Genomic DNA, 15701 nt, shown 5'->3' with positions numbered 1-15701 from the left:
GCCGCCCGCCGGGTGGGTTCCCGCCCGGTCCGTCAGCGGGCGCCCGCGACCGTGAGCGTTTGGCCGGTGACGGCGGCATTGGCCGCCGAACAGAGGAACAGCAGCACCCGGGCGATGTCCCCGGGCGCGCTCGTCTCCCCGGCCGCCGCCGAGGGGCCCGCGCAGACGGCGTTGACCAGCACTCCGTCGCCGCCCGCACCCTCCGTCAGCCCGCGCGCCAGACCGTGCAGCCCGGCCTGGGCCACCCCGTGGAACTCCCGGCCGTGACCGGCGACCAGCGCGGGGTGCGGGGCCACCAGCGCGATCCGGCCCCTGCCCCGCTTCCGCATCCCGGCGACCGCGCACTGGACGGTACGGATCGCGGGGGTCAGGTTGTCCGCGACGACCGGCAGCCAGTCCTCCTCGCTCACTTCCTCGAAGCGGGCGCCCGGGGCCTGCCGCACCCCCCACCGCCAGGCGTTCGCCACCAGGATGTCCAGTCCGCCCCAGCGCTCCTCGACGGCGGCCACCACCCAGCGCGGTGAGGCGGAATCCTCCAGCGCGTACGGCACGGCGAAGGCGCGGCCGCCGTTCGGCCCGGCCAGTTCGGCGGCCAGTTCTTCGGCGGCGTCACGCCGGTGGCGGTAGGCGAGCGCCACCCGGGCGCCCTGCTCCGCGAAGGCACGGGCGGCGGCACGGCCGACGGCGCCGGTGGCACCGGTGACCAGGACGGTGCGCCCCGCCAGACCCAGGTCCATCACGGGCGCTCCACCGCCACCCGTCCCGGGCCCCCGGCCCGTCCGGCGGAATCGGCCGCCCACCGGGGAGTGCCCGTGGCCGCCCGCGGCGGGGCGATGCCGGGGGTGGCTTCGGGGGTGCGGCTTCGGTCGGTGGCGCCGCGTCGTTCGCGGGTGCCTTTGCGTTCGAGGGCGGCCCTGCGTTCGGGAGCGGCTCTGCGTTCGAGGGCGGCGGCCCACGAGGGGCTCACCACCCGGGCGAACGCCCCGGCCCGCTCGGGCACACCCGCCGCGGTGAGCTGGTCGCGCAGCGAGCGGGCGGTGCGCTGCCTGGGCCGCCAGCCCAGCAGCAGCCGGGCCCGGGAGATGTCCACCCGCTGCCAGTCGGGACCCGGTCCGAAGCCGGTGACCGTACCGGGGTCCTCCACCAGCGGCACCGGATACCCGCTGAGCACGATCATCCGCTCGACCAGCCGTCGTACGCCCAGCGCCTGTCCACCGCCGATGTTGACGACCTGTCCGACCGCGCGCGGTGCCGTGGCCGCCGCCAGGGCCGCGGCGGCCACATCGCGGACGTCCACGAAGTCCCACCGCCCGTCCAGCGCGCCCAGCCGCAGCGCGGCCGGGCGGCGGACCGCCAGATGGTGGGCGACCGTGCCCAGCAGACTGCCGCGGGGCGCACCGGGGCCGAAGACATGGGCGATCCGCAGCACCGTGCCGTCCACCGCCCCGGCCCGGGTGGCGCGCAGCACCGTCTGCGCGCCGAGCAGCTTGCTCCGGCCGTAGGGGCTGACCGGCGAGGGCGGCAGATCCTCGGTGATGCCCACGCCCCGGCAGACCGGCCCGTACTCGTCGACGGTGCCCAGCTGGACCAGACGGAGGCGGCGCTCCAGCGAGGCCGCGGCCTCCACCAGGGCGTCCACCAGCCGGGAGTTGGCCGCGGTGAGCTGCTCCTCGGTGCCGTCCCCGGCCAGCCCCGCGGCGTTGACCACCACATCGGCCGCGGCCCCGGCGAGCACTTCGGCCAGGGCTTCGCCCGGGACAGCGCGGGCCGGATCCAGCCGGACCTGAGCCACCCCGCCGCCACCGGTGTCCGGCGGCCCGGCGGAGTCGGCCGGTCCGCCGCGGGAGACCGACAGCACCCGGGCGCCCGCGCCCTGGAAGGCCCGGCACACCTGGCGGCCCAGGGAGCCGGTGCCGCCGAGCACCACGACCGACAGTCCGGCTGCGTGTGACACCATCGGCGCTCCTCACGGTTGTTCTCGCCGGGAACGTCCATGGTCGCCGCCGTGACTCGAGGCCGCCTCGACCCGTACCCGGCGGCGACCTGCCACGGCCCCGGCCGGACCCCGTCGAGCCCCGGCCGGACCCGGGCGGAACCAGGCGGAACCGCGCTGTCAGCCGGAGGCGCGCCGGAAGGCTGCGCGGTAGCTGTGCGGGCTGGTGCCCACCACCCGCTTGAAGCGGTCGCGGAACGCGGTCGGCGAACCGAAGCCGACCTGCCCGGCGATCCGCTCCACCGGGTGGCTGGTGGACTCCAGCAGATACTGCGCCTGCCGGATGCGGGCCCGGTGCAGCCACTGGAGGGGGGTGGTGCCGGTGTGCTGGCGGAAGCGGCGGTTGAGGGTGCGGGTGCTCATCCCCACGTGCGCGGCCATGTCGCCGAGGGTGAGGTCCCGTCCGGCGTTCTCCTCCATCCACCGCAGCAACGGCTCCAGTTGGGAGCCCCGCGGCACCGGCGGATGGTCGTGGACGATGAACTGCGCCTGTCCGCCCTCGCGTTCCAGCGGCATCACGGCCTGCCGCGCGGCGTCGGCGGCCACGGCCGAGCCGTGGTCCCGCCGGATGAGGTGCAGACAGAGGTCGAGCCCGGCCGCGGCGCCCGCGGAGGTGAGGAACTGGCCGTTGTCCACGTAGAGCACATCGGGGTCCACCTCCACCTCGGGATGGAGCTCGGCCAGCAGCGCGCCGCCCTGCCAGTGCGTGGTGGCGCGGTGGCCGTCGAGCAGCCCGGTGGCGGCGAAGACGAACGCCCCGGCGCAGATCGAGGCGATCCTGGTGCCGTCGGCGGCCGCGCGCCGCAGCGCGTCGATCACCTCGTCCGGGACGGCGGCGCGGGGGTCGGCCACCCCCGGCAGCACGATGGTGTCCGCTTCGGCCAGGGCCTCCAGCCCGTACGGCGCCCGGAGGGCGAACAGCCCGGCGTCGACCGAGGGGGTGGGCGCGCAGACCCGGACCCGGTAGGGGGCGCGGCCGTCGGGCAGCCGGGTGCGGGAGAACGCCTCGATCGGGGTGGCCAGATCGAAGGGGATCACCTGGTCCAGCGCCAGGACAACAACGGTGTGCATGCCTCAACCCTAGGCTTGTCGAGTCCACATCCTGGCTGAAATCAAAAGCATCACCTGATTCCAGCCGCCGCGGTGCCGCTACGCCCAGCCGCGGGCCCCGTCGTCGGGGAGCTGGATCGACGGATCGCCATAGGCGATGCGCTGGAGCGCCCGGCGGTAGAGCGGCGTATGGCGCAGTGCCCACACAAGCCGGGGGCGTACGCGGGTGGCGTACGCGCCCTCGGCGTGCATCACCCGGCTGTGGAGGCTCTGGCGGCGCATGACCGCCGCGACATCGGGTCCCCGGCGCCGTTCGAAGGCGGTGAGCCGGGCGGCTCCGGTGTCATCGGAGGCCAGGGCTCCGGCCAGCACCGAATGCAGTACCACCGCGTCCTGCACGGCCAGACTCACGCCCTGGGCGCCGATGAGGCTGTGGGTGTGGGCGGCGTCCCCGATGAGCACCAGGCCGTCGCCGACCCAGCGCTCGGCGCGTGCGGAGAAGACGTCCACCACCGCGAGGTCGGCCGCTGTGCGGAGCTGGTCGCGGATCAGCCCGCCGTACTCCGGTACGGCCCGCACCAGCCGCTCGGTGACGCGCTCCAGACCGGACGCGGTCAGCTCGCGGCCGCGGCGGTGCGGCAGCATACAGCCGAGCTGGATCCGGTCGGGCCAGGCGCCATGGACGAGCACCGGGCCGCCCGGGGTGCGCACCACCCGGACCTCGCGGGGCGGTGGCATCCCGGCCGCCGCCGTCCGGAGCGAGCACCACAGCACGTCCTGGCCGCTCGGCCCGGTCCGGCCCGCCCCGATACCCGCGAGCCGCCGGATCCGCGAGTGGCGGCCGTCCGCGCCGACGACAACCCGGGCGCGCACCGCACAGCGGCCGGACGGCCCGTCGGCGACAACCCCGGCGATCCGCCCCTCACGGCGCAGCAGTCCTCCGGCCCGTCGGCCGGGCAGATAGCGGAAGTGCGGTGACCGGCGGCAGTGGGCGAGGAGTTCATCGAGCAGATGCGGGCGGGGAAGGGTCAACAGGTGGTCATACGGGGGCGGAAGCAGTCGGTAGTCGGCCTCCAGCAGTACCCGGTCGCCGTCCAGGAAGCGAAACCGGTCCAACGCGCTTGCGCCGCGCGCCCGTGCGCCGGAGAGCACTCCGAGCGCGTCCAGCAGCGCCAGTGCGCCGGGCTGGAGGATCTCGTCCCGGAACTCCCGCTGATGGGCGCGGGCCCGCTCCAGGACGACCACGCCCAGGCCCGAGCGCAGCATCAGCAGGGCCAGCACCAGTCCGGCCGGACCGCCGCCGACCACACACACATCGGTGTCGATCTCACGCACCTCAACACCTCCTCCTCGTCGGCAGGACTCAGGACGGTCGGCAGGACGGGCCCAGGGTCCGTCCTCAAAGGGGGCGTCCGGTGCGGTACATCGCAGGGCGGAGGATCGCCCTCGTGCCGAAAGCCCGGGGAGGCCCGCTACGAGGGCTTCCGGCCGCCGTGCGATCGCACGCACCAGGACGCCTCGCTACCGGGGCGAACCTTGGCTGACGCGGCGCTAGTCGTCGAGCAGCGCCACCGCGCGGGCCCGCTGCGCCCCCGGCCCGGCGGACCGTGCGGGGAGGCAGGCGACCCGGAATCCGGTGGGCGGCAGGATGTCCAGCCGGGCCAGCCGCTCGATCCGGCGGCAGGCGTGCCGGCGGCCCGCGAAGAGCGCGGGCCACAGCACCGAGCGGTCGCCGGTGGCGTGATAGCGGTGGATCATGGCGCGGAAGGGAGCATCGAGGCTGAACGCGTCGGTGCCGATGACCCGTACCCCGAGGCCGAGCAGATAGTCGGTGGCCGGTCCGTCCAGCCCGGTGAAGTCGGTGAAGTAGCGCGGTGTGCCGGCCAGTCCGGAGGCGCCGGTGCGCAACAGGACCACGTCCCGGGGGCGCGGGCGGCAGCCGAGGCGGGCCAGGGCCCGGGCGATGTCCGCGACCCCGGCGGTGCGGGTCACCGGGGCCACGGTGCTGAGGTCCAGGACATGGGCCGGGCGGGGAGCCCACCGCGGGGCCGCCCCGGAATCCGGCTCCGGTCTGCGGCCGTCCTCGGGAGTGGTCAGGTCGATGATGCGCAAGGCGCCCCCTCGGCTGGTGCGTTGGACGGCGGGAAAAGCACTACGGCTCCGCTTGCCCGCGCGGGGGGATCGGGCAGCGGAGCCGTAGCGGGCCCGGCTGAAGGGCGGCGCCGGGCGTTTCGGGGGAGGCTCTCCGGACGGGGTCGGTTTGGTGCGCGGGAGACGGCTGACGGTGTGCGCGGCGAACCACGCGTCGCGACAGCGGGCTACGCGGGCGGGTTACCTGCCGGGTTACGCGGTGAGCAACGCGCCGGGCTACGCGGCGAACAGATCGAGCACCGGACGCCGCCACTGGGCGTCCGCATCCAGGTCGAGGGCGGGGTCGGAGGCGAGCACGGCCTGCTGGAGCTTCTGGAGCCGGGGCGACGGCTCCAGGCCGAGGTCCTCCACCAGCCTGGCCCGCAGCCCCTGGTAGACCTCCAGCGCCTGCCAGGGGCGGCCGGCCCGGTAGAGGGCGGCCATGCACTGGGCGTGCAGCCCCTCGTGCAGCGGATGGCGGGCGGTCAACTCGGTGAGCTCGGTGAGCAGTTCGGCATGGCGGCCGAGCCGCAGATCGGCCTCGATCCGGCGCTCCAGGACACCGAGGCGGCTCTCCTCCAGCCGGGCCAGCTCGATCTCCAGGACCGGCCCGACCCGCACATCCACCAGCGCCGGACCGCGCCAGACGGCGAGGGCCTCACGCAGCAGCAGGGACGCCTCCACATCGTCCCCCGCGTCGAGCGCGTCACGCCCCGCGGCCACCAGCCGGTCGTACTCGTGGATGTCCACCGCGCCCGGCTGGGCCTCCAGCACATAGCCGCCGTAGCGGGTGGCCAGGACGTTCTTCGAGGCATTGGGGGCTTGCGGGCCGTAGGCGGCGGCCAGTCTCCGGCGGAGCTGAAGGATATACGTCTGCAAGGTGGTCAGTGCGCTGCGCGGCATCTGAGTGCCCCAGATCTCCTCCATAAGAGTGGGCACCGGCAGCATCTGGTTGGCGTAGACGGAAAGCAGTGCGAGGATCTGCCGCGGTTTGCCCGCGCTGGGCACGATCGACTGACCGCACGCTTCGACGCTCAGTGGTCCCAACACCTTGATGTCCATGGTCCTGTACCTCCGTCAACGGTCCGTCAAGTGCCTCTTGCCGCGCGGCCCTGCCACCGAGGCACCTAAGAGACTCGCCTGCGGAGGATGTCTCCGGCCAGTGTCGGAATACCGAACCTCATATGAGTTCTGGGATGCAAAACCATGATAAATTCATACCTTGGCGACAAGATAGGTAGTGACCTGCACTGGGCCGCTCCGCGGCCTTCCCCAGGGAACTGCCCCTCTCATCCGAGGAGAGCGCGATGATCGACGCGCCCGCTTTCACATCCCCCTCCAGCACCGCCGAGTTGGCGTCCGCCGTATCGGGCACCGCGGTGGCCGGACCGCTCCCGGCCCTCCGGGACGACCTGGTCATCGAGGAACTCACCGATCACTACCGGGGAGTCGTCGCACCGCGCCCCCGCATCTGCATCTGCACCGCCGACGACTGACGCCGGATGTCAGGGGAATTGGGCTTCACCCCGCACCTCCGGGTCGAGCCGGTCCCGGGCGAGGCCGTCTACCTCGTCTCCGAGCACGGAGTCACGGCGCTCCACGGGCGGACCATCGCCACCCTCGCCCCGCTGCTCGACGGTTCCCGGGATCTCGCGCGCATCCTCGCCGAGGCGGCCGCCGCGGCGGACCGGGCGAGCGCCGTCCCCGCGGCACAGGCCGAGCTGGTCATCGCCCGGCTCCGGGAGGCGGGGCTGGTGTCCGAGCGCGGTCGGGCGGGCCTCCCGGGCCCGGAGGAGGCGTACTGGGAGCTGGCCGGGCTGAGCGCGGAGGGCGGCGGCAGGGAGGCGTGCCGGGAGGCCCCCGCGACGGCCGCGGTGGCGACGCTGGCCCTCGGCTCGACCGATCCGGAGGAGGTCCTGCGGGCGCTGCGGGCCGCCGGACTGCGGGCTGCCGGTCCGCGAACCCCGGACAGGGCGTCGGCGGGACGACGGGCCGGCGATGATTCCGAACTCCCGGGTGACATATGCCCCGTGGGACCGCGTCAACATTGCGATACCGATCTCACCCTTGTGGTGTGCGACGACTATCTCGACCCCCGCCTCGCCGCCGTCGACCGTGAGCACCGTGCCTCCGGCCGCCGCTGGCTGCCCGTCAAACCGGTGGGCACCCAGGCGTGGCTGGGCCCGTTCCTCGGCGCCCCCGACGACCCCTGCTGGTCGTGTCTGGCGGACCGGCTGTGGCGCGGACGCCAGGCCGAGGCGTACCTCCAGCGCAGGCTGGGCCGCTCCGGACCGGTGCCGAGGCCACCCGCCTCGCTGCCCGCGAGCCGTGCCGCCGCCCTCCAGTTCGCCGCCCTGGAGGCGGCCAAGTGGCTGGCCGGGCAGCGGCATCCGGGCCAGCGGACGCTGTCCGTGCTGGACAGCCTCAGCGCCACCGTGGACCGGCATCCGCTCGTCCGCCGCCCGCAGTGCCCCGGCTGCGGTGATCCGGGGCTGGTCGCGGCGCGGGTGCGGGCCCCGCTGGACCTGCCGGCCCGGCACGGTCCCGCCGCCGCGGACACCTCGCCCCGCCGCGTCCTGGAGACCTACGGACATCTGGTGGACCCGGTCACCGGGCTGATCACCGGGATCCGTCGCGATCCACGCGGCCCCGACGGGCTCAACTGCTTCCATGCGCACCACCCTTCGTTCACCGGGGCGGATCTCCTGGGCGGGCTGGACGCGCTGCGCGCCGGTCTGGGCGCCGCCGCCCACGGCAAGGGCCGTACCGCCGAACAGGCCCGGGCGGGGGCTCTGTGCGAGGCCCTGGAGCACTACAGCGGCCATTTCCAGGGGGACGAGCCCCGGCAGCGCGCCCGCTACCGCGATCTGGACCCCGGGGACGCCGTCCACCCCGACGCCGTCCAGCTCTTCGCCGCCCACCAGTTCCGGGACCGGACGGCCCCCGCGCGCCACCGCGTCCACGACCCGTTCGACGAGGGCGCGGAGCTGGACTGGACCCCGGTGTGGTCGCTGACGCACCGGCGCCACCGGCTGTTGCCCACCGCACTGCTGTACTACGGCGCCCCGCAAGCCCCGGGCCGCCGCTTCTGCCGGGCCGACTCCAACGGGGCGGCGGCCGGGGGCACTCTGGAGGACGCGGTGGTCCGCGGCTTCCTGGAGCTGGTGGAGCGGGACGCGGTCGCCCTGTGGTGGTACAACCGCACCCGTCAGCCCGGGATCGCCCTGGACGCTCTCGACGACCCCTGGCCGGCCGAAGTGCGGCGGCTCCACGCCGGGCTGGGGCGTGAGGTGTGGGCCCTGGACCTCACCACGGACTTCGGGATTCCGGTGGTCGCGGCGCTCTCCCGCCGGACCGACAAGCCCGCCGAGGACATCACCCTCGGCTTCGGCGCCCACCCCGACCGGCACACCGCGCTGTGCCGCGCCTTCGCCGAGCTCAACCAGATGCTTCCGGCGGTGGTCGAGGCCCGTGCCGACGGCGGGGGCTACGGCGCGGCCGACCCCGAGGCGCTGCGCTGGTTCCGTACGGCGACCACCGTCAACCAGCCCTATCTGGTGCCGGATCCGGCCGCCGTGCCGCCGGAGATATCCGGCCCGCCGGACGGCTTCTCCCCAGCCTCCATAGGTGAGACGGTCCGCCGTCGCGGGATGGAACTGCTGGTCCTGGACCAGACCCGGCCCGACGTCGGACTGCCCGTGGCCAAGGTCCTCGTCCCCGGACTGCGCCCGCACTGGCCCCGGTTCGCGCCCGGCCGCCTCTTCGACGTTCCGGTGGCCCTCGGCCGGCTGCCCGGACCCACGCCCTACCAGAGCCTCAATCCCATTCCTCTCTTTTTGTGAACCCCGGTGCTCATCCGTCACACTCGGCGTCATATCAACGCGCTACGCGACCTCTCCACCTGCGGCTTAGATCGGATACTCTCGGGCAAGCCACCCAATCCGGCCCGACCATCCGGAGGACGAGTGCAGCGGAGCCTCTTTCCCGGCGCTGCCGGGGACAACCGGCCGCGCCCTCATGAGAACCTGGCGCCGCGCCTGGCCGTCGTCATCACCGTCGTAGTCCTCCTGGGCTACTTCTGCGTCGCGGTGACGTATGTGCTTGACGCGCGCCCCTCGGGCCGGGCGATGGGCTCGGCGAAGCTGGTGCTGGCCCTGCTTCCGATGGCGATGCTGCTGGGCCTCCAGCTGACCCATTCCTTCCCCGGGCTGATGCCACGGCTCGCCGAGGCCCGGCACTGGACGCTGACGTCGCAGGCGCTGCTGACCTTCCTGCCGTTCGCGATCTTCAAACAGGCGTGGCTGGGCATGCCGGGGTTCCTGGCGGGCTCCGCGCTGCTGATGCTCTCCCCGGCGCTGGGCTGGGCGGCGTTCGCCACCGTCCTGCTCTGTACCGATGTGCTGCTGTTCCAAGTCGGCTTCGGCTGGGGCAAGGTCGGGTACACCACGGTCTCCACGGCGCTGACCGGACTGGTGGTCTTCGGGCTCTCCCGGCTGTCCGGTCTGGTGGCCGAGGTCTCCCGGTCGCGGGCCGAACTGGCCCGGCTGGCGGTCGCCCAGGAGCGGCTGCGGTTCTCCCGGGATGTGCACGACCTGCTCGGTTACAGCCTCTCCACCATCACCCTCAAGTGTGAACTGGTGCATCGGCTGGTACCGCGGGAGAACTCCCGTGCCCAGCGGGAGCTGTCGGAGATCCTCCAGACCTCCCGCCAGGCGCTGGCCGACGTCCGTGCGGTGGCCAGCGGCTATCGCACCATGTCGCTGTCGGCTGAGGCGGAGTCCGCGCGGTCGATGCTGGCCGCGGCCGGGATCAGCGCCACCTCGGACATCGGCTGCGGCAAGCTGCCCGAGCTGGTGGACACGGTGCTGGCGAGCGTGCTGCGCGAGGGGCTGACCAATGTGCTGCGCCACAGCAAGGCCGAGCACTGCGCGATCAAGGCGTGGCGGAGCGGGCGCCGGGTGCGGCTGACCCTCGTCAACGACGGGGTGGGCAAGCCCTCCACCATCCTGCGCGCCGACCGTACGGACGGCGGCAGCGGGATCGGCAATCTCAAGGTGCGGCTGGAGAGCCTGGGCGGACGGCTGCGCGCGGGCACCCGGCCGGACGGCCGGTTCGAACTGCGGGCGGAGCTCGAGGTGTCCACGGAGCCGGAGCCGGAGCCGCGGCGGCGGGCGCGGCGCGGCGCGGAGGAGGAGTACGGCCCGGGGCCGGCCGTGACGGCGTGAAACCGGCCCGCGGAAGCGGTGCGAACCAGCCCTCGGGGAGCGGCGGTACGGCTCAGATCCACCCGGCGTCGCGTGCGATTCTGATGGCGTCGACCCGGTTGCGGGCGTTCAGCTTGGTCACCGCGGACGTCAGATAGTTGCGGACGGTCCCCACCGACAGGAACAGCGTGGTCGCGATCTGGGCCGACTCCTCGCCCTCGGACGCCAGTCGCAGCACTTCCAGCTCACGCGGGGTCAGCGGCTGCGGGCCGTCGTCCAGGGCGGCCAGGGCCAGTTGGGGGTCGATCACCCGCTCGCCCTTGGCGACCGCGCGGATCGCGTCGGACAGTTTGTCCGGACTGCTGTCCTTCAGCAGGAACCCCGAGACATGGGCCGCGAGGGCCCGGCGCAGATTCCCGGGGCGGCCGAGGCTGGTGAGCATCATGGTCCGGCATTCGGGGACGGCCGTGTGCAGCTCCGCCGCGGCGGTCAGACCGTCCATTCCGGGGAGATCGATATCCAGGACGGCGACGTCCGGACGGAGTTCCCGGGCGCGCGGCAGGATATCGGTGCCGCTGGAGAATTCCGCCACGACGTCGATATCGGGTTCGAATTCCAGCAAGGCGACCAGGGCCTTGCGCAGCATATGCATGTCTTCGGCTATGAGCACCCGAACCATATGGCCCCCGGTCGTATTCCGCCTTTATCGTCCCTGTGACAAGTATTCCCGCATCCTTGCCGCCGTTTCACCCGTCCCGGCCGAATCCGCCCGTCGAACACCCGTCCCTTATGGTGCGCGCGCCGTGCGCGCGGGGTCAGGCCGCGCCACCGCGCGCCGGTTCGGCGAGACCGGGCGGGAAATCGGCGTGGAAGGTGAGCAGTTCTCCGCGGAGGCAGCGTTCGCGGAGCGGGGAACGGCGTACCTTGAGCGCACCCACCCCGCGCACGGTGCCGGGGCGGACGAGCGGCAGCGCGCCCGTGGTGAACTCCTCCGCCACCCCGGCCCGGATCCGCGCGGCCGGCAGCGGCGGCGGGGTGCGGGCGCCGCCCGCCGCGCGGACATCCTGGACGACCACCAGCCGACCGGTGCCGGGGCCGTCCGGAAGACCCGGGGCGGACCCCAGAGGGCGTCCGTGGCAGAGCAGTTCGCGCTCGACGTCCTGGGGTACAGGGTGCGCCCGTCCAACCCGCAGGGTGTCGCGCAGCCGTCCGGTCATCCGGAGCCCGCCGTCCACGGCGAGGCCCGGATCGCCGGTGCGCGGGAAGCCGCCCGCTCCTTCGGCGGTGCGGGCGGCGGTGCGGGCGGCGGTGCGCTCGGCGTCGGTCCGGGAGCCGGACGGCGCGGGCACCGGCACCGCGACGGCCCCCGCGTACAGACAGCCGAGCAGGGCCACCGCCGCACTGGAGCCCGGATCCATGGCCATCAGCACCCGTATCCCGGGGGCGTCGCGGGCGCGCAGCCAGGCGGACACGGCGGTGGCGGGGGCGTCGAGTCCGGCGGAGGAGAGACGGTGGACCGGTGCGGCGGCCCCGCTCCCGGCCGGGTGCACCGGCGCGTCATGGCGGGGGCGCTCGAGGGCACGTTCCTTCACGGCCTCCACCAGAAGCGCGTATCGCGTCATGCTCGGCTCCCTGGCGCCTGGGCCCGGAACGGGCCCGCAGTCTCGGAGCGCCACCTCGAAGGTGGCTTGATCACCGCTGGGCGCAAGCCCCCGGCGCAACGCCGGACACCACCCCGCGCCCCCGCCTCGCGGGCGAGCCCGGTACGGCGGTACGGCCCGGTGCGGTCAGGGGCGCTCAGTTGCCCAGTTCGTGACGAGTGACCTTGACGCTCCAGGCGCCGCCCGCGCCCCGGCCGGTCACCGTGACCCGGACGCCGTCGGACTTGACGGAGAGGGTGTCCCCGACGCCCAGCGGGGCGTCGGCGAGGGCGGGGTAGACCGATTCGTTCCAGCAGGCGGAGCTGGCCGGATGGCCGTCGAGCACCTGGATGGGACCGTCGCCCGAGGCCGTGTCGTTGTGCACGCGGTAGACCAGCACACCTTCGGTGCACACATGGGCGTCGTTGCCGTAGCGGCCGCGGGCCTCGATCGCCAGGGCGGTGGTGGGTCCGGTGCGGACCACGACCAGCCGGGTGCGGGTGTCGATGGCCGGACGGCCCCCGGCCATCGGGGCGGCGAGCGGTTGAAGGGTGTAGATCCGCGAACCGAGGGCCCGGTCGCAGGCGACCTGGCGGCCGCCCAGCCAGCCCAGCTTCCACTTGTGCCAGCCGAAGGGATCGGGCGCCAGCCCGAACTGACTTCCCATCAGGTCCCAGTCGCCGACATAGGTGTCCCACTCACCGCTGTTGTCGGTGTCCTTGGGGCGGTGGTAGAGGTCGGGCAGGTCGAAGACATGCCCGGTCTCATGGGCGAGGACATTGCGGTCCGGCGGATGGTGTTCGAAGACGGTGACCAGTCGGCGTAGATCGGTACCGTCCGCGCGCAGCGGGCGTTCGAAGTTGACCACCTTGGTCGCGTCGGCGTCCACGCCCGGGGCGTCGGGGTCGGCGACCAGATAGACGAGGTCGTAGCGGCCGAAGTCCACCCGCGGATCGGCGGCGGCGATGGCGTCCCGCAGATAGGCCGCCCGCCGCCCGGAGTTCCAGTCGCGCTGTATGGCGTAGGCGGTGGACGCCCGGGGCATGGTGATCCAGCTCTTGAGCGGATGCACCCGCAGCCCGAACTTCCCGTAGGAGGACCGCTTGAAGAAGTCGGCGGTGGCGGGGGTGTGGTCGGCGGCCAGCCGGTCCGGGGTCACCTTGGGCTTCGCGTCCGGGAAGCGGAGGAAGACCATCGCCGCGTCCAGCGCATGGGCCGGGCGCGGATAGCGCGCGTTCCAGCTGTCCAGCCCCTCGGAGTGGTGCGCCCCGGTCCGCTCCAGGTCGCAGGGGCCGCCCGCGCCCGCCGCGGCCGCGGGGCCCGCCGGCACGGAGGTGGCGATCAGTGCGCTCAGCGAGGTCACGACGGCCCCGGCACGCCGCAGCCGGGGCGTTCGGTGCGCCCCCTCGGGTACCTGAGGACGCACCATGTCGACCTCCCGGGCGTAGTCGGAACACCCACTCCACCCTGGGGCCGAAAAGGGAGGTACGCCCTGTTCGGCTGGACCGGTCGAGTGAACCGGCCGCGATGCGGGTACGTAACAGACGGTCACAATCGGTCAGGCGGGCCGTTGGCCCGCGCAGAGTCGAACAGTTACGGCCAAACACACGGTCAAGGCGGCGGTGAGCGCGATGACGTCGATGGAATGTCCGAGGTACGAGCCTCTATGATCGGCACATTTCCCACGGGGACTACCTCTGCGGACGGGCGATCTCGGCCCGCCCGGCACCCGGTGTGAGACATGCACAAGACGTGTACGACAGACCTGGCCACGACGAACGCCACGCGGGAGCGAGCGGTGAGCGGAATCCCCGACGGGCAGGGCCGCGCGCCCGGCGCGACGCTGCCGACAGTCACAGAGCGTGATGCGGCACCCAGCGCTCCACCCCTGGGGGAGTGCGCGGGCGCACCCTGCCCCGGCGCCGGCGCTCCCCCGGGCGCCCTTCCCGCCGACTACCGTGCCGCCTTCAACGCGGCACGGCTGGCCATGGCCGTGGTCGACCGCGAGGGCAGGGTGCTGGACGCCAACCCGGCGCTCGGTGCGTTGTTGGGCACCGATCCGGGCCTGCTGGCCACCCGCAGCGCGGCCGATCTGGCCGATCTGCGGGAGGACCCGCGGACCTGGAGCGAGTACCGCGAGGTGCTGTGCGGCCGCCGGGCCCGGCTGTGCTGCACCCGGCGGCTCCAGCACACCGACGGCCATGCGCTGTGGGCCGAGATCACCGTCGAGCCCACCGCGGACCGTCGCGGCATGCTGCTGTCGATGGCGGACATCAGCGATCGGCGGGACCTCCAGGGACGGCTGCGGCATCTCCAGATGCACGACCCGGTGACCCGGCTGCCCAACCGCCACCTCTTCTTCGAGCGGCTGGCCTCGGCGCTGGAGTCGGCCGCCTACGACCAGGAGGGCACCGGCCGGATCGGGCTGTGCTACCTCGATCTGGACGGCTTCAAGGCGGTCAACGACACCCTCGGCCACCGGGTCGGCGACCGGCTGCTGGGCGCGGTGGCCCAGCGGCTGACCGAATGCGCGGCGTCCGGCGGCCATCTGGTGGCGCGGCTCGGCGGCGATGAGTTCGCCCTGCTGGTGCGGAACTCCAGCGGCACCGAAGAGCTCTGTGAGCTGGCCCGGACGGTGCTGGCCGCGTTACAGCGGCCGTTCGACGTGGTGGGCCAGCAGCTGTCGGTGTCGGCGAGCATCGGCGTGGTGGAGCGGCCGGCCGCGGGCACCCACACCACCTGGCTGATGCAGGCCGCGGACACCACGCTGTACTGGGCCAAGGAGGACGGCAAGGCGCGCTGGACCCTCTTCGACCCCGAGCGCAACGCCCACCGGATGACCCGTCAGGCGCTCTCCAGCACCCTGCGCCCGGCGGTCGAGCGGGAGGAGTTCGTGCTCGACTACCAGCCGCTGGTGGGGCTGGTCGACGGCGTCGTACGCGGGGTGGAGGCGCTGGTGCGCTGGGACCACCCGCAGTTCGGGCGGCTGTCGCCGAACCGGTTCATCCCGCTGGCCGAGGAGAACGGCGCGATCGTGCCGCTCGGCCAGTGGGTACTGCGGACCGCCTGCCACCAGGCCCGCGCCTGGCAGCGGGCCCATCCGCGGCGTCCGCTGGTGGTCAGCGTCAATGTGGCGGTCCGCCAAGTCTGGGACTCGGACCTGGTCGCCGATGTGGGCACGATCCTCCGGGAGACCGGGCTCCCGCCGCATCTGCTGCAACTGGAGCTGACCGAGTCCGCGGTGATGGGCTCGGCCGGACGTCCGCTCCAGGCGCTCCAGCGGCTGAGCGACATGGGAGTGGCGATCGCCATCGACGACTTCGGGACCGGCTACTCCAACCTGGCCTATCTCAGCCGGCTGCCGGTCTCCACGCTCAAACTGGACGGGTCGTTCGTGCAGGGCTTCCGGACGGCGGAGCATCCGAACCCGGCGGACGAGACGATCGTGGAGGCGCTGGTGCAGCTCGCCCACCGGCTGGGGCTGACGGTCACGGCGGAGTGTGTGGAGAGCGCGGAGCAGGCGGAGCGGCTGGGCCGGATCGGCTGCGACACCGGGCAAGGCTGGTTCTACTCCCGCCCGGTGCCGCCGGACCGTATCCAGGCGATGATCGCCGCGTCCCCGGCATCCTCGGCGGCGTCGTAGCGCCGCGGCGTCCTGGCGCGGCGGCTTCGACGCCTCACGGA

Annotated in this window: 13 protein-coding genes; 4 read left to right on the top strand and 9 right to left on the bottom strand. The window is 73.6% G+C overall.

Annotation, left to right across the window (positions count from 1 at the left end; translation table 11 throughout):
* Nucleotides 1-32: 32 nt before the first annotated feature.
* From HUT19_RS26225 to HUT19_RS26200, 6 genes are all read right to left on the bottom strand, one after another.
* Entirely contained in the window at nucleotides 33-737 is a 705-nt protein-coding gene (locus HUT19_RS26225; protein ID WP_176187314.1) for an SDR family NAD(P)-dependent oxidoreductase, read from the bottom strand.
* Complete coding sequence (locus HUT19_RS26220; RefSeq protein WP_217712284.1) at nucleotides 737-1957, bottom strand: NAD(P)-dependent oxidoreductase; 1221 nt, start codon at nucleotides 1955-1957, stop codon at nucleotides 737-739. Before HUT19_RS26220 ends, HUT19_RS26225 begins: the two co-directional genes overlap by 1 nt.
* Before the next feature lie 156 nt (nucleotides 1958-2113).
* Nucleotides 2114-3064: a GlxA family transcriptional regulator gene (locus HUT19_RS26215; RefSeq protein ID WP_176182817.1), complete on the bottom strand. Its 951-nt coding sequence runs from the start codon at nucleotides 3062-3064 to the stop codon at nucleotides 2114-2116.
* A 78-nt stretch (nucleotides 3065-3142) separates the two neighbouring features.
* Nucleotides 3143-4378, bottom strand: coding sequence for an FAD-dependent monooxygenase (locus HUT19_RS26210; RefSeq protein WP_176182816.1), 1236 nt, complete (start codon nucleotides 4376-4378; stop codon nucleotides 3143-3145).
* A 216-nt stretch (nucleotides 4379-4594) separates the two neighbouring features.
* Nucleotides 4595-5155 carry a cyclase family protein gene (locus HUT19_RS26205; protein WP_176182815.1) on the bottom strand — a complete coding sequence of 187 codons (561 nt, stop codon included), beginning with the start codon at nucleotides 5153-5155 and terminating at the stop codon, nucleotides 4595-4597.
* Nucleotides 5156-5410: 255 nt separating this feature from the next.
* On the bottom strand, nucleotides 5411-6235 hold the full coding sequence (locus HUT19_RS26200) for an AfsR/SARP family transcriptional regulator (RefSeq protein ID WP_176182814.1): 825 nt from the start codon (nucleotides 6233-6235) through the stop codon (nucleotides 5411-5413).
* A gap of 245 nt (nucleotides 6236-6480) precedes the next feature.
* Here HUT19_RS26200 and HUT19_RS26195 point away from each other — a divergent pair, with 245 nt between their 5' ends.
* From HUT19_RS26195 to HUT19_RS26185, 3 genes are all read left to right on the top strand, one after another.
* Complete coding sequence (locus tag HUT19_RS26195) at nucleotides 6481-6669, top strand: hypothetical protein (RefSeq protein WP_176182813.1); 189 nt, start codon at nucleotides 6481-6483, stop codon at nucleotides 6667-6669.
* A gap of 6 nt (nucleotides 6670-6675) precedes the next feature.
* Nucleotides 6676-9015, top strand: a complete 2340-nt coding sequence (locus HUT19_RS26190) for a TOMM precursor leader peptide-binding protein (RefSeq protein WP_176182812.1) — start codon at nucleotides 6676-6678, stop codon at nucleotides 9013-9015.
* Nucleotides 9016-9138: 123 nt separating this feature from the next.
* The gene (locus tag HUT19_RS26185) at nucleotides 9139-10398 is read left to right on the top strand and encodes a sensor histidine kinase (protein ID WP_176182811.1); all 1260 of its coding nucleotides are present in this window, start codon (nucleotides 9139-9141) and stop codon (nucleotides 10396-10398) included.
* 52 nt (nucleotides 10399-10450) lie between these two features.
* Here the strand turns inward: HUT19_RS26185 and HUT19_RS26180 are convergent, their stop codons facing one another.
* The 3 genes from HUT19_RS26180 to HUT19_RS26170 form a co-directional block, all read right to left on the bottom strand.
* The gene (locus tag HUT19_RS26180; RefSeq protein WP_176182810.1) at nucleotides 10451-11056 is read right to left on the bottom strand and encodes a DNA-binding response regulator; all 606 of its coding nucleotides are present in this window, start codon (nucleotides 11054-11056) and stop codon (nucleotides 10451-10453) included.
* A gap of 136 nt (nucleotides 11057-11192) precedes the next feature.
* Nucleotides 11193-11999 carry a hypothetical protein gene (locus tag HUT19_RS26175; RefSeq protein WP_176182809.1) on the bottom strand — a complete coding sequence of 269 codons (807 nt, stop codon included), beginning with the start codon at nucleotides 11997-11999 and terminating at the stop codon, nucleotides 11193-11195.
* 175 nt (nucleotides 12000-12174) lie between these two features.
* Nucleotides 12175-13446, bottom strand: coding sequence for a M6 family metalloprotease domain-containing protein (locus tag HUT19_RS26170; protein ID WP_176182808.1), 1272 nt, complete (start codon nucleotides 13444-13446; stop codon nucleotides 12175-12177).
* A 558-nt stretch (nucleotides 13447-14004) separates the two neighbouring features.
* Between HUT19_RS26170 and HUT19_RS26165 the strand changes: the two genes are divergently transcribed.
* A complete protein-coding gene (locus HUT19_RS26165; protein WP_254886227.1) occupies nucleotides 14005-15660 on the top strand; it encodes a bifunctional diguanylate cyclase/phosphodiesterase in 1656 nt (551 codons plus the stop codon).
* The last annotated feature ends 41 nt before the right edge of the window (nucleotides 15661-15701 follow it).

The sequence above is a fragment of the Streptomyces sp. NA02950 genome, assembly GCF_013364155.1.
Taxonomy (GTDB): Bacteria; Actinomycetota; Actinomycetes; order Streptomycetales; family Streptomycetaceae; genus Streptomyces.
This window is presented reverse-complemented; position numbering and strand designations above follow the sequence as displayed.